Consider the following 13,642-nt stretch of genomic DNA (forward strand, 5'->3'; position numbering starts at 1 on the left):
ACCCACCGGGGGCGGTCACTCAGCGGTGGCCGTCCCCAGGCCCCGCCCCCGCGCCGGACGCCGTACCCGCCGGGGATACAGCACCCGTCGGGGATACGGCTTGGGGCTGCTCCGCCGCAGGCCGCGGCAGCCACTCCGATGCGCCTTCGTCGGCCGTCCGGGACCGGCGCGCGCGGCGGTGCAGCAGCCGTACGGCCACCCCGTAGAAGGGCAGCCCGATGGCGAGGCCCGCGCCCGCGCCGAAGAGCACGGTCGGCACATAGTCGAACAAGGCGGCCGTGCCGTCGTAGACGGCGTATGCCCGCAGCGTGCGGTGTATGGCGCCAAGGAGTACGCACAACGCGATCGGGGCGGTCAGCAGCAGCCGCATCCGGACGGTCAGTGCGGGGATGGCTCCCGTATCCACCGTGCCCCGCGCGTCCGCCTGCCGTAGCGCCGACCACAGGAACCAGCCGATCCCCGCCAGCGCGACCGCCGATGTGCCGTACTGGAGGTACGTGGAGACCGGCAGGCCGCCCACCACATCGCCCAGGCCGGGGATCAGCCGGGTGCCCCAGCGGCCGTGGTGGGTGAAGGCATCCCAGACGACATGCGTCGCGGACCCGAGCGCCGCCGAGAGACAGAACCACCACACCAGCGCGGCGAGTTGGCGGGGCCCGCGCGGATTCCAGGGGCGGCCGCGGGCGAACGCGTACGTCCGTCCCTGCCATGCCCTGGGCAGCAGTGCCAGCAGCGGTTCGCGCAGCAGCAGCCACCCGCCGACGAGCGCCGCGGTGACCAGCACATCCACGGTCAGCACCCCGGGCAGCCCATGCGTCACCTCGCCGAAGAGCATGGCGCCCGGCACCAGCGTGTCCGCGAAATACGTCATGTCCGGTGCGAACGAGCCCGCGACGAGCGCCGAGGCGACCAGCGGACCGCGCGCCGCGCCCGTCCGGCGGATGGCCGGCAGCACAGCAGCGGCATGGCTGAGTGTGAACGGCATACGCCTCTCCTTGATCGATTCAGATCGTTTCAGATCAGTATGTCGGTCACTGGGGGCGGTAGCTGCCCGGCCCGAGTTGTCGTAGTGTCGCCTGAGTTGGAGCTGAGTTGGAGCGCAGGGGAGCGCGCCACCGCGTCTGCGCGCGGTGGGTCAACGCGGAGGGGACGGCACCGTATGGCAGCCATATTCCGGCGACGGCTCCTGAGGGGAGCGGCCTCAACGGTCGTGGCGGCGCTGGCACTGGCCGCCCTGACCGCCTCTCAGGCACCGGGCGCCACTGGGAGCGCCGCCCGGGAGCAGGATCCCGCCCCGCCACCCGCCGACACCCCCATCGACGGCGGATCGACGTACTACACCGACCTGCCGCCCCTCAACAGTCCTGTGCCGCCCGGAAGTTCGGACCGGCCGGGCCGCGGCGGCAGCGGCGGCGGCAGCGGGGACGCCATAGCCACCGGCCCCGCCGAGGCGGGCATCCCCGCCACCGTCCTGGCCGCGTACAAGAAGGCCGCGTCACGCATCGCCGCGTCCGATCCGGGCTGCCGCCTTCCCTGGCAGCTGCTCGCCGGGATCGGCAAGGTGGAGTCCGGACAGGCACGCGGCGGAGCGGTCGATTCCGCGGGCACCACCTTCCGGCCGATCCTCGGCCCGCAGCTCAACGGCCACGGCTTCGCCCGGATCGCCGACACCGATGGCGGCCGCTACGACGGCGATCTCACCCATGACCGTGCCGTGGGCCCGATGCAGTTCATCCCGTCCACCTGGGCCAACGGCGGCCCCGACGGCAGCGGTTGGGGCGCCGACGGCAACGGTGACGGCAAGAAGGACCCCAACAACGTCTTCGACGCGGCGCTCGGCGCCGGCCGCTATCTCTGCAACGGCGGCCGCGATCTGACCACGCAACGCGACCTGGACCGCGCGATCCTCGGCTACAACAACTCCGCGGACTATCTGCGGACGGTGCTGTCCTGGTACGCGTTCTACCGCGAGGGCACACACGAGGTACCGGACGGCAAGGGCGTGCTCCCGGTGCGCCGCGGCGGTTCGGGAACCGCCGCCGACCGCAACGGCCAGGGTGACGGCGCCGGGGCACGCCACGGCCGGCCCGCCGACAAGCCACGTCAGCCCGGCAAGCCCGGCAAGCTGCCCGGCACACCCGGCAAGCCCGGCGGCAACACCACCCCCAAGCCGACCCCCACTTCACCGCCCACTCCGGCCCCGACCTCACCCGCCACCCCCGCCTCCCTCACCGCCCTCGAACGGGTCGGCGACAAGGATCTGACGGGCACCGCGGGAGCCGAGTTCGCCGCATCGCCGCAGGTCCGCGCCGAGGATGCGGCAGGCAAGCCGGTGGCGGGCGCCCCCGCCCGCTTCACGGTCACCGGCCGTACGGACGCCCGCTTCCCCGACGACGCGAGCACCGTCACCGTCGCCACCGGCAAGGACGGCCTGGCCACCGCGCCCAAGCTGCGTGCGGGCGACAAAGCCGGAGCCTTCACCGTCCGGGCGGAGGCCGAAGGCCGCACCGCCCCCGCCGTCGACTTCGGTGTGACCGTCCAGGCCAAGCCCGCGCCGAAGGCCGACGCGCTCGCCCGTACCTCCGACAAGGAGCTGACGGCGACCGCCGGCGAGGCCTTCGCGGACGACTCGGTCGACATCAAGGCGACGTACCAGGGCAAGGCCGCCGCGGGCGTGGCCGTCACCGCGACCATGGTCACCGACAACCCGAAGTGCCCCGTCGACTCCGCCAAGGCCGACTCCGCCAAGGCCGACTCCGCCAAGGCCGACTCCGTCGAGGCCGACTGCGCCGAGAACGACAAGGGCCCCTACTTCAAGGACCCCGAGGCCACCGGCGCCGACCAGGACAAGCCGGTCCGCACCCTCACTACCCTCACGACCGACGAAAACGGCCTGCTGAAGCTGCCGAAGATCTACACCGATACGCACACGGGCACGTTCCTGCTGCGGCTGACCACCGCCGACGGCGCCGTACTGACCGTCAAACTGAACGTCACGGCCCCGACCGGCTCGTAATCCCCCCGCTCCCTACAGTCCCCGTCGCAGTTCTCGTTGCACTGCTCGTTGCGCTGCTCGTTGCACCGCCGTCCCGCCCGCCCCAGGGCAGAACGGCGGTGCAACGTGTTCTCATCTGAGCCCCCCGTTGCTACGGTGCCCCCGCCCTGACGTCGTATCAGATCGCTGTTCGCTGTTCGCTGTTCGCTGTTCAACGACCAACGACCAACGACCATCGGCCAACGACCACCGTTCGCCGACCACCGGGAGGCCGACCATGCGCGCCCTGACAGCAGCCGCCGTCGGACTCGCCGCGGCGCTGGCCCTCATCTTCACCATCACGGCGACCGGCGCGCCCAGCGGCCGGACGTCCCCCAAGCCGCTGCTGACCACCGTCCCCGAGCACCCCTGAGGGAGGGACGCCACCGCCATGCGCCGCAAAGCCAGCCTCGTCCTCCTCGCCTTCGCCGTCTTCTTCACCGCCCTGTCCCCGTTGCTGCGCTGGTACGCCTTCCCGCGGCTCGCCAAGATCCCGCCCAGCCAGTACCAGGAAATGGTCCTGGAGGCGAAGCCCGCCACCCTCATCGACTACGGGACGATGAAGGCCAAGCGGGTACCCAAGGTCACCATCGTGCAGACCCTCAAGGGCAATGTCGCCGAGTCCGACCGGATCGAGTTGACCGCGGGCCGCGATGTCGTCGTCTGGGACGCGCTGTCCTACGTGTCCGGACCCGACGGCAAGATGGTCTCCGAGATCCCCGAGCGCTATATCTTCGACGCGCACTCCCAGGAGCCGGTGCACGCCACCGGCGAGATGGTCGACGGCGACCGGGTCCGCCGCGAGGGCATCGAGTACAAGTGGCCGTTCCTCACCGAGCGGCGCGACTACACCTACTTCGACGCCCAGACCCGTACCTCCGCCCCCATCCACTACAAAGGGACCCGCACGTTCCGCGGCCTGGAGGTCTACCGCTTCGAGCAGACCATCCCCTGGACCAAGGTCCCGCTCCCCAAGAAGATGCCGGTCAAGGGCATCACCCCGGAGTCCGTCGAAAAGATGGGAACCACCCGCTGGTACACCACCAAGCGGATGTTCTGGGTCGACCCGGTGACCGGGGCGCCGGTCAACGGCGAGGAGATCCACAGGGAGGAACTGCGCGGCGGCGATCTGCTGCCCGGCGGCGGGAAGGTCACCGCCTTCGCCGGCCATGTGAAGATCCGCGACGACTACGTCGACTCCACCGTGGCCCTGGTGAAATCCCAGCGAAGCCTCGTCCTGCTGCTCACGACTTACCTCCCCTGGGGCTTTCTGCTTCTCGGCGCCGCGCTGCTCGCACTGAGCCTCCACCTGGAAGCCCGCAGCCGCCGCCCCGGGACCGGCTCCGGCCGCGACGACCGGACCCCGGAACCGGAACCCCGGCCCGCACCCGCCTGACACCATCTGCGGCTGTCCGTTGTCAGCCCCGCTTGAGCCGGGCCGTCGTATACCGCGTCGCCTCGACCGTCGAAGGATCCTCCGGCCACGGGTGCTTGGGGTAGCGGCCGCGCAACTCCGCCCGTACGGACCGGTATCCGTCCCGCCAGAACGACGCGAGATCGGCTGTGACGGCGGCCGGGCGCCCGGCGGGCGACAGCAGATGCACCAGTACCGGCACCCGCCCGTCAGCCACCCGTGGCGACTCCTGCCTGCCGAACAGCTCCTGCAGCTTGACGGCCAGCACCGGCTGCTCGTCGCCGTAGTCCACCCGCACCCGCGAACCACTCGGTACCTCGATACGCTCCGGCGCCAGCTCATCGAACCGCGCCGCGTCGCCGGTCGCCCACGGCAGGAGCCTGGCCAGCGCCTGCCCCGCGTCGATCCGCGCAAGATCGGCACGCCGTCGCGCCCGCCCGAGCTCCACCCCCAGCCACTCCTCGGCCCGCTCCAGAAGCGCCGCATCCGACACATCGGGCCATGGCGCGCCCAACTCCCGGTGCAGAAAAGCCATCCGCTGCCGCAACGACAGGGCACCCGCCGACCACCGCAGCAGCCCCAGGCCCTCCTGCCGCAGCCCCGACGCCACCGCCTCCCGCAACAGACCGGGATCAGGCGCGGTCAGCGGCCGGGCCGCCAGCTCGACCGCCCCCAGCCGCGTCACGCTCCTGGCCACCACATCCCCGCCCGACCAGCGGACCTCCTCGCCCGAGGAGTACAGCGCCCGCGCCGCGGCACACGCCGTCTCCTCGTCGATCACCGCCGCGAGCCGCACCCGCGCGGACGCCGCCGCCACCGGCCGGTCCGCCACCGCGATGGCCAGCCATGGCGCATCCCGCAGCCGCGAGGCGTCCCCGGCCTGCGCCCCCGCACCGGGCCCCGCCCCGGCCAGCTCGGCCCCGGTCCCGGACGCCATGAGATAACTCCCCACGCCGCGCGCACGCGCCACCCGCTCCGGGAACGCAAGCGCGGCGATGAGCCCGGCGACGACGTCGTCGCTCGGAGCCCGGCCGTCCGCCGTACCGCCCGTTCCCGCGCCCCTGCCAGATCCGGAAACCTTGGCTTCCGCACCCCCGCGCGACCCCGAATCCCCGGCTGCCGACGACAGCCGCCGCGCTTCCTGCCGCCACCTGGCGGCGTACGCGTCACCGCCCCGCCGCGCCGTACGCCATGCGGCCGCCAGATCGTCCCCGTACGCGCGCGGCGGCTCCTCGCTCAGCAAGGCCACCACCTCCGCGGCCCGCCGCACACCGACCTCCCGCGCGCCGTCCAACAGCGCTCGGGCCAGCCGCGGATGCAGACCAAGCCGCGCCATCCGTACGCCCCGCTCCGTCGCCCGGCCGTCCGCGTCCACCGCGCCGACCGCCGTCAGTACGTCGCGCGCCGCGGCAAGCGCGCCCGCCGGCGGCGCATCCAGCAGGGCCAGCCCGGTCGCCGCCGGATCCCCCCAGCACGCCGCCTGAAGCGCGAACGCCGTCAGGTCCGCGACCTTGATCTCCGGATCAGGGAAACGCGACAGCCGCCCGTCCTCGCCCTCCGACCAGCAGCGATAGACCACACCCGGCGCCTCGCGCCCCGCCCGCCCGGCCCGCTGACGCGTCGCCGCCTGCGAGGCCCGTACCGTCGTGAGTGCACTGAGCCCACGCGCATGATCCATCCGCGGCACCCGCGCCAGCCCGCTGTCCACGACCACGCGCACGCCCGGCACGGTCAGGCTCGACTCCGCCACCGACGTAGCCAGCACCACCCGCCGTACGCCATCGCCGCCCGCCAGCACCGCGTCCTGCACCTCGGCCGGCGCGCGCCCATGCACCTGCAGCACCTCGGCATCCACCCCGGCCAACTGCCCGGCGACGCGCCCGATCTCCCCGACACCGGGGAGGAAACACAGCACATCCCCCGACTGCTCCCGCAGGGCGCGCCGCACCACCCCCGCAACATGCGTCAGCAGCGCCGGATCCACCCGCATCCCATGTGCCGGCCGCACCGGCCGCTCCGGAGGCGACCACACCACGGCCACGGGATGCGACACGCCCGCCGCCTCGACCACCGGCGCGGCCCCGTCGGAACCGCCCAGCAGCCGGGCCCACCCCTCCGCATCCGTCGTCGCCGACGCCGCCACCAGTCGCAGCTCCGGCCGCAGCGTCTCCCGTACGTCCAGGAGAAAGGCCGCGGAGGTATCGGCGTCCAGATGCCGCTCATGGCACTCGTCGAGCACCACCACATCCACACCGGCCAGCTCCGGATCCCGCTGCAACCGCTGCAGCAGCACCCCGGTGGTCACCACTTCCACGGCCGTACGGGGCCCGGCCCGCCGCTCGCCCCGCACCGTGAACCCGACCGAATCGCCGACCTTCTCGCCCACCAGCCACGCCATCCGCCGCGCCGCGGCACGGGCCGCGATCCGCCGCGGCTCGGCGACGAGCACCCGCCGCGCCGGCCCCTCGCCCGTCAGACCCGCGAGCTCCAGCGGCACCAGCGTCGTCTTACCGGTGCCGGGCGGCGCGCAGAGCACCGCGGTACCCGCCCTGTCGAGGGCTTCGCGGAGCGCGGGCAGCGCGGTACGTACGGGCAGCTGGGCGAGGGCGTCACGGGCGATCACGCCCCCAAGTGTGCCGCCCGCCACTGACAACGGCCCTGCCGCCGACCGTTCGCTACGCCCCCGCTGCACACACGAAGATCGCCGTCCCCGGAATCAGGTTCCCCCGCAGCGGAGACCAGCCGCCCCACTCCTGGGTGTTCCAGTCCGGCCACTCCGGCTCGACGAGATCCTCCAGCCGGAACCCGGCGGCCACCACGTCCCGCACCCGGTCGCCCAGCGTCCGGTGGTGCTCCACGTACACCGCCTGCCCGGTCTCGTCCTGCTCGACGTACGGCGTGCGGTCGAAGTAGGACGCCGCCACCGACAGGCCCTCGGGACCGGGCTCGTCGGGGAAGGCCCAGCGGATGGGGTGGGTGACGGAGAAGACGAACCGGCCGCCCGGCCGCAGCACCCGGCGTACCTCGCGCAGCACCCGTACCGGATCGGCGACGAACGGAATCGCGCCATACGCGGAGCAGGCGAGGTCGAAGGCGCCGTCCCGGAACGGCAGCGCCCCGGCGTCCGCCTCCACCAGCTCGGCGTCAGCGTCCGTCCCGTCGGCGATCCGCAGCGCATGCTGCAGCTGCCGGTGGGAGAGATCGAGCGCCACCGGGCGCGCGCCCTGCGCCGCCAGCCACCGGGAACACTGCGCCGCGCCGGCCCCGATCTCCAGGACGCGCTTCCCCTTCAGCTCCGCCACGGGACCGAGCAGGCCGGCCTCCGCCTCATCCAGCCCTTCGGGGCCCCAGACGAAACGATCGTCCCCGAGGAACGCGCCGTGCTCGCTCTGGTACTCGTCCGCATTACGGTCCCACCAGCCGCGACTGGCCTGGCTGCTCTCGGTGTCCGAGGCGTCACGTCGGGTCGCCTCCGGCTCTTGGTCTTGGTTCATCGCGCCCGTCGTCGTAGTCTTCGCTGTGCTTGTCGCTGCAGGGACTGTGAGGCCATTCGCCTCGCGGAACATCGCGTGTGCCGGTTATGGGGCGTTCTGCCCCTGGTGTGCGCCTTCGCGCATTGACCGTGTCCGGCTGCCCCCGTATGCTACAAGTTGCGCTGCGGGCCTGCGCGCCTCAGACGGAGCAGGCCGCGCTCGCATCTGTATGTATGTCCCCTCGGTTTTCGAGGCGTTTCGGGTTGCTCCGGTTTTTCGCGGGGCTTCCGGAGGGTGCGCCTGATGCTGTCTGGCTTATGCAGAGGCGATACCGGCTCTCGGCGTAGCAGTACCTACGACTTCAATGTCCGCACCGGAGCCCTTTCCCACATGACGAGCAGCACCGAGACCACCGCCACCACCCCGCAGGTTGCGGTCAACGACATCGGTAACGAGGAAGCCTTCCTCGCCGCGATCGACGAGACGATCAAGTACTTCAACGACGGCGACATCGTCGACGGCGTCATCGTGAAGGTCGACCGGGACGAGGTCCTGCTCGACATCGGTTACAAGACCGAAGGCGTGATCCCGAGCCGCGAGCTCTCGATCAAGCACGACGTCGACCCCAACGAGGTCGTCGCCGTCGGTGACGAGATCGAGGCCCTGGTCCTCCAGAAGGAGGACAAGGAAGGCCGCCTCATCCTGTCCAAGAAGCGCGCTCAGTACGAGCGTGCCTGGGGCACGATCGAGAAGATCAAGGAAGAGGACGGGATCGTCACCGGTACCGTCATCGAGGTCGTCAAGGGTGGTCTCATCCTCGACATCGGCCTCCGTGGCTTCCTCCCGGCCTCCCTGGTCGAGATGCGCCGCGTCCGCGACCTCCAGCCCTACGTGGGCAAGGAGCTCGAGGCCAAGATCATCGAGCTGGACAAGAACCGCAACAACGTGGTCCTGTCCCGCCGTGCCTGGCTGGAGCAGACCCAGAGCGAGGTCCGCCAGACCTTCCTCACCACCCTCCAGAAGGGCCAGGTGCGCTCCGGCGTCGTCTCCTCCATCGTCAACTTCGGTGCCTTCGTGGACCTGGGTGGCGTGGACGGCCTGGTGCACGTCTCCGAGCTGTCCTGGAAGCACATCGACCACCCCTCCGAGGTCGTCGAGGTCGGCCAGGAGGTCACGGTCGAGGTCCTGGACGTCGACATGGACCGCGAGCGCGTGTCCCTGTCGCTCAAGGCGACCCAGGAAGACCCGTGGCAGCAGTTCGCCCGGACCCACCAGATCGGTCAGGTCGTCCCGGGTAAGGTCACCAAGCTCGTTCCCTTCGGTGCGTTCGTGCGCGTCGACGAGGGCATCGAGGGCCTGGTCCACATCTCCGAGCTGGCCGAGCGCCACGTCGAGATCCCGGAGCAGGTCGTCCAGGTCAACGACGAGATCTTCGTCAAGGTCATCGACATCGACCTCGAGCGCCGTCGCATCAGCCTCTCGCTGAAGCAGGCCAACGAGGCCTTCGGTGCCGACCCGTCGACGGTCGAGTTCGACCCGACCCTGTACGGCATGGCCGCGTCCTACGACGACCAGGGCAACTACATCTACCCCGAGGGCTTCGACCCCGAGACCAACGACTGGCTCGAGGGCTACGAGACCCAGCGCGAGGCGTGGGAGAACCAGTACGCCGAGGCGCAGCAGCGCTTCGAGCAGCACCAGGCCCAGGTCATCAAGTCCCGCGAGGCCGACGAGCAGGCTGCGGCCGAGGGTGCTGCGGCTCCCGCGGCGACCGCCGGCGGCAACGCTGGTGGCGGCAACGTCTCCGGCGGCTCGTACTCCTCGGAGTCGGCGGACAACTCCGGCGCCCTGGCGTCGGACGAGGCCCTGGCCGCGCTCCGCGAGAAGCTGGCCGGCGGCCAGAGCTGAACGGCTCACACCGCTAGGCACTAGCCGATAGGCGAAGGCCCGTTCCCTCTTGGGGGGAGCGGGCCTTCGTCGTGTGCGGGACGGCGTGGCAGGGCCTTGGGACTGGGGAGTTTCCGGGTTGGCGGGCCAGTGTCAGCCCACCGGCACACCCGGGTTGGCGGTGCCGCGGCCGCCGGTGACGGTGTTGTCGCCGGCGATGGTGACCGGACAGTCCGACGCGTCGTAGTTGGTGATGTTGAACCCGTAGCGGCCGGTGCCCGTCGCATCGCTCAGATCGGACTTGTTGCCACGGAAGACGGCGCCGCAGCCCCAGCCCGACTGCTGACTGTGGGTCTCGTAGCCGTTGTTGGTGGTGTGGCCGCCGGTGTTGTTCTCGACGACGACGTCATTGCCCTTCACGTCGACCCAGGAGTCGTCGAAGTTGGCTCCGGTCAGCCCGCTGCCGTCGAACGTATTACCGCTGATCTTCGCGCCGGTCGTGCCTTCCTTGATGTCGATGTTCTCTCCGCCGACACCGGGGCCGATGGTGTTGTCGAGGATCTGGATGTTGTCGCTCTTGTCGTCGGTCCCGCCCGCGCTGCCGACATACACCCCCTCGCCCATGCCGCTGCCGTCCTTGCCGGTGTCGCGGATGGTGGAGTTCTTGATGACTCCGTCCTTGCTGGACTTGCGGAAGTGCACACCCTCCATGTCCAGGTCATGGACGGAGTCGATGACGACACCGTTCGAGGCATCCATCATGATGCCCTTCTGGCCGCCGGTGACCGTGATCCCTTTGACGGTCCAGTACGAGGCGCCGTTCAGGTGCAGCCCATAGCCGCCGCCCGCGGTGAGTACGGCCTTCGGTGAGCCGGTGAGGGTGATCCGGGACGCGGAGCTGCCGGCGGCGGAGGTCTTGAAGTTGCCGTTGTAGGTGCCGTCGGCGAGCTGGATGGTGTCGCCGGGCTTGGCGGCGGCGAGCGCGTTCTTGAGCTGGGCCGGTGTCGACACGTCGATGACCCGGGTGGGGGAGGGCGCGGACGCGCCTATCGCCGTGGTCGTGACGGTGAGGACGGTACCGGCTGCCAGCAGCGTGGCGGCCGACACGGTCAGGAGGGATCCGGTACGCATTCAACTGCCTTTCCATATATGAACGTTGGGCGGAAGTGTGAATCGCCAGAGTGGTCGTGAAGCTAGAGGCACGGTCGAGGGGGCGTCAAGGTATTGCGCTGGTTTCGGGGGAGGGGTGGACGTGTGGGCGATAGCCGTAACTCGCTTACGGAGCAAGACTGTTCAGTGCTGTTCGCTACCGTTCAGTGGTATGAACCGGTTCCTCCGTTGCTGTGCTGCTGTTACGGGGCCTGGGGCGGGGCGCGGGGTCAGGACGTCCGGTGAGGCGGCGCGGCTGTCACTCATAAACGTGGCGGGATCTCGTCTCTGCGGCAGGCGCTTGGAGGCGGCGCTGCAGGACCGTAAGCACTGCTCGGGAATGCGGGGGCGACGCAGGGCGTTCTTGCACACGGACATGAGGAGGAGCGGACACTGTGTTGGATCCCCACGGGTTGTACGAATGGGAGCCGAGCGGGCTCGCGGCGGTTGAGGCCATCGCGGCCAGGGACTCCGCCGGGCTGGTGCTGCTGTACCACTTCGACGGCTATATCGACGCCGGCGAGACCGGCGACCAGATCGTGGAACGGCTACTGGACGGCCTGACGCACCGCGTCATCGCCCGCTTCGACCACGACCGGCTGATCGACTACCGCGCGCGCCGCCCGCTGCTCACCTTCGACAAGCACCGCTGGACCAGTTACGAGACGCCCAGCATCACGCTGAGGCTCGTCGAGGATGCGACGGGGGCGCCCTTCCTGCTGCTGTCCGGCCCCGAGCCGGACGTGGAGTGGGAGCGCTTCTCGGCCGCGGTGCGTCAGATGGTGGAGCGGCTCGGCGTGCGGCTCTCGGTCAACTTCCACGGCATTCCGATGGGCGTGCCGCACACCCGCCCTGTAGGCATCACCCCGCACGGCAACCGCACCGACCTGATGCCCGGGCACGCCAGCCTCTTCGACGAGGCGCAGGTGCCCGGCAGCGCGGAGGCGCTGATCGAGTTCCGGCTGGCCGAGGCGGGACACGACGTCCTGGGCGTGGCGGCGCATGTGCCGCACTACATCGCCCGGTCCGTGTATCCGGATGCCGCGCTCACGGTCCTGGAGGCCGTGACGGCCGCGACCGGCCTGGTGCTTCCCGGCGCGGCGCATTCGCTCCGTACGGAGGCGCTGCGGACGCAGGAGGAGATCGAACGACAGATCTCGGAGGGCGACGAGGAGCTGGTCGCGCTGGTCAGCGGGCTGGAGCACCAGTACGACGCGGTAGCGGGCGCCGAAACCAGGGGGAACCTGGTGGCCGAGCCGGTGGAACTTCCCTCGGCCGACGAGATCGGCAGGGAGTTCGAGCGCTTCCTGGCGGAGCGGGAGGGGGATGGGGGCGGGGCGTGATCTGAGCCGGTTGGGGGGCGGCTCCGGTTTCGTGGTCCTGGCGGTCTTGGCGGGTCTTGGCGGGTCTTGGCTGTCTTTACGGTCCGGCCAGTCGGGCAGGGCGCCGGAGTTGCCGCGCCACAACTGGGATTGCCGGGGCGCCACTGGGTTTGGCTGGCTGCTGGATTGCTGGCGTTGGCGAAGTGGCTGAGGTCGGCGCTCTGCGGACCGTATAGCGTGGGCCCATGGTGAAGGTGGGGCTGACCGGCGGAATCGGCGCGGGCAAGAGCGAGGTCTCGCGGTTGCTGGCGTCGTACGGCGCGGTGATCGTGGACGCGGACAGGATCGCACGCGAGGTCGTGGAGCCGGGGACTCCCGGACTGGCGGCAGTGGTAGACGAGTTCGGGGACGGCGTACTCACTCCGGACGGCAGCCTGGACCGGCCGAAACTCGGTGGGATCGTCTTCGCCGACCCGGAGAAGCTCAAGGCGCTGAACGCGATCGTGCATCCACTGGTCGGCACACGCTCGGCCGAACTGGAGGCGTCGGCCGGGCCGGACGCGGTGGTGGTGCACGATGTGCCGCTGCTGGCGGAGAACGGCCTGGCACCGCTCTACGACCTGGTCATCGTCATCGACGCCGCACCGGAGACCCAGTTGGAGCGGCTGGTCCGGCTGCGCGGAATGGCGGAGGACGAGGCAAAGGCCCGGATGGCTGCCCAGGCGACCCGCGAACAGCGACTGGCCGTCGCGGACCTCGTCATCGACAACGACGGACCTCTGGAGGCACTGGAACCTCAGGTCCGCGCGGTATGGGAGCGCCTGCGAGGCGCGTGAGGCCGGGCGGTACCCTCGCCGCCATGAGCGCTACCGATCTCGACTCCAAGGCCCCCGAGTCCTTCGTCGTCAACATTCCCGGCATCGCGGACGCAGAGCTGGAGCCGGAACCCCTGGACCCTGACCAGATCGTCTCCGGGGAGCCCGTGGTGACGGGCAAGGTGCTGTGGGAGTCGCCGGACGGCCGGCAGATCCGCGGCATCTGGCAAATCACGCCCGGCGTGGTGATGGACACCGAGGCCAACGAGCTGTTCGTGGTCGTCAGCGGCCGCGCCACGATCGAAGTCGAGGGCGGCCCGGTGCTTGAGGTGGGACCGGGCGACGCCTGTGTCCTGCGCGAGGGCGACCGCACGCAGTGGACCGTGCACGAGACGTTGCGCAAGGCGTACCACATCAGCTCGTAGGGGTGGGTGGTGTGGCACCTGCGGATCCGCAGCAGATCGGGGCCGCCTTGCCGCTGGGCGGAATGCGGTGGGCGTCGGGATTGTTGTGCCGCACGTGACGCCGTACGGCGGGCGGCCGATGCT

At 70.8% G+C, this 13,642-nt stretch carries 11 protein-coding genes; 7 read left to right on the forward strand and 4 right to left on the reverse strand.

Going from position 1 to position 13,642, the window contains the following annotated elements:
• Window positions 1-19: 19 nt before the first annotated feature.
• Window positions 20-985, reverse strand: a complete 966-nt coding sequence (locus AB0I10_RS07050; protein ID WP_363151288.1) for a DUF4184 family protein — start codon at window positions 983-985, stop codon at window positions 20-22.
• Between the two features lie 174 nt (window positions 986-1,159).
• On the opposite strand from AB0I10_RS07050, the gene AB0I10_RS07055 reads away from it, so the two are divergent.
• The 3 genes from AB0I10_RS07055 to AB0I10_RS07065 all read left to right on the forward strand — a co-directional run bounded on the left by AB0I10_RS07055 (window position 1,160) and on the right by AB0I10_RS07065 (window position 4,430).
• Window positions 1,160-3,016 carry a lytic transglycosylase gene (locus AB0I10_RS07055; protein ID WP_363151289.1) on the forward strand — a complete coding sequence of 619 codons (1,857 nt, stop codon included), beginning with the start codon at window positions 1,160-1,162 and terminating at the stop codon, window positions 3,014-3,016.
• Between the two features lie 256 nt (window positions 3,017-3,272).
• On the forward strand, window positions 3,273-3,407 hold the full coding sequence (locus AB0I10_RS07060) for an SPW_0924 family protein (protein ID WP_363151290.1): 135 nt from the start codon (window positions 3,273-3,275) through the stop codon (window positions 3,405-3,407).
• Window positions 3,408-3,425: 18 nt separating this feature from the next.
• Complete coding sequence (locus tag AB0I10_RS07065) at window positions 3,426-4,430, forward strand: DUF3068 domain-containing protein (RefSeq protein WP_363151291.1); 1,005 nt, start codon at window positions 3,426-3,428, stop codon at window positions 4,428-4,430.
• A 22-nt stretch (window positions 4,431-4,452) separates the two neighbouring features.
• Here AB0I10_RS07065 and hrpB read toward each other — a convergent pair whose 3' ends face one another.
• Together hrpB and AB0I10_RS07075 are read right to left on the reverse strand one after the other, a co-directional pair.
• Window positions 4,453-7,071: an ATP-dependent helicase HrpB gene (hrpB, locus tag AB0I10_RS07070; RefSeq protein ID WP_363151292.1), complete on the reverse strand. Its 2,619-nt coding sequence runs from the start codon at window positions 7,069-7,071 to the stop codon at window positions 4,453-4,455.
• 52 nt (window positions 7,072-7,123) lie between these two features.
• On the reverse strand, window positions 7,124-7,942 hold the full coding sequence (locus AB0I10_RS07075) for a methyltransferase domain-containing protein (protein WP_363151293.1): 819 nt from the start codon (window positions 7,940-7,942) through the stop codon (window positions 7,124-7,126).
• Window positions 7,943-8,311: 369 nt separating this feature from the next.
• Between AB0I10_RS07075 and rpsA the strand changes: the two genes are divergently transcribed.
• On the forward strand, window positions 8,312-9,829 hold the full coding sequence (rpsA, locus tag AB0I10_RS07080; protein ID WP_363151294.1) for a 30S ribosomal protein S1: 1,518 nt from the start codon (window positions 8,312-8,314) through the stop codon (window positions 9,827-9,829).
• Between the two features lie 132 nt (window positions 9,830-9,961).
• Here the strand turns inward: rpsA and AB0I10_RS07085 are convergent, their stop codons facing one another.
• Window positions 9,962-10,939: a sheath polysaccharide-degrading enzyme gene (locus tag AB0I10_RS07085; protein ID WP_363151295.1), complete on the reverse strand. Its 978-nt coding sequence runs from the start codon at window positions 10,937-10,939 to the stop codon at window positions 9,962-9,964.
• Between the two features lie 413 nt (window positions 10,940-11,352).
• Between AB0I10_RS07085 and AB0I10_RS07090 the strand changes: the two genes are divergently transcribed.
• The 3 genes from AB0I10_RS07090 to AB0I10_RS07100 all read left to right on the forward strand — a co-directional run bounded on the left by AB0I10_RS07090 (window position 11,353) and on the right by AB0I10_RS07100 (window position 13,519).
• Window positions 11,353-12,300 (forward strand): PAC2 family protein, encoded by a 948-nt coding sequence (locus tag AB0I10_RS07090; protein ID WP_363151296.1) that lies wholly within the window; start codon window positions 11,353-11,355, stop codon window positions 12,298-12,300.
• Between the two features lie 224 nt (window positions 12,301-12,524).
• Window positions 12,525-13,115 (forward strand): dephospho-CoA kinase, encoded by a 591-nt coding sequence (gene coaE, locus AB0I10_RS07095; protein ID WP_363151297.1) that lies wholly within the window; start codon window positions 12,525-12,527, stop codon window positions 13,113-13,115.
• Window positions 13,116-13,138: 23 nt separating this feature from the next.
• On the forward strand, window positions 13,139-13,519 hold the full coding sequence (locus AB0I10_RS07100; protein ID WP_363151298.1) for a cupin domain-containing protein: 381 nt from the start codon (window positions 13,139-13,141) through the stop codon (window positions 13,517-13,519).
• Window positions 13,520-13,642 lie beyond the last annotated feature (123 nt).

This window comes from Streptomyces sp. NPDC050636 (assembly GCF_040654775.1).
Taxonomy (GTDB): domain Bacteria; phylum Actinomycetota; class Actinomycetes; order Streptomycetales; family Streptomycetaceae; genus Streptomyces.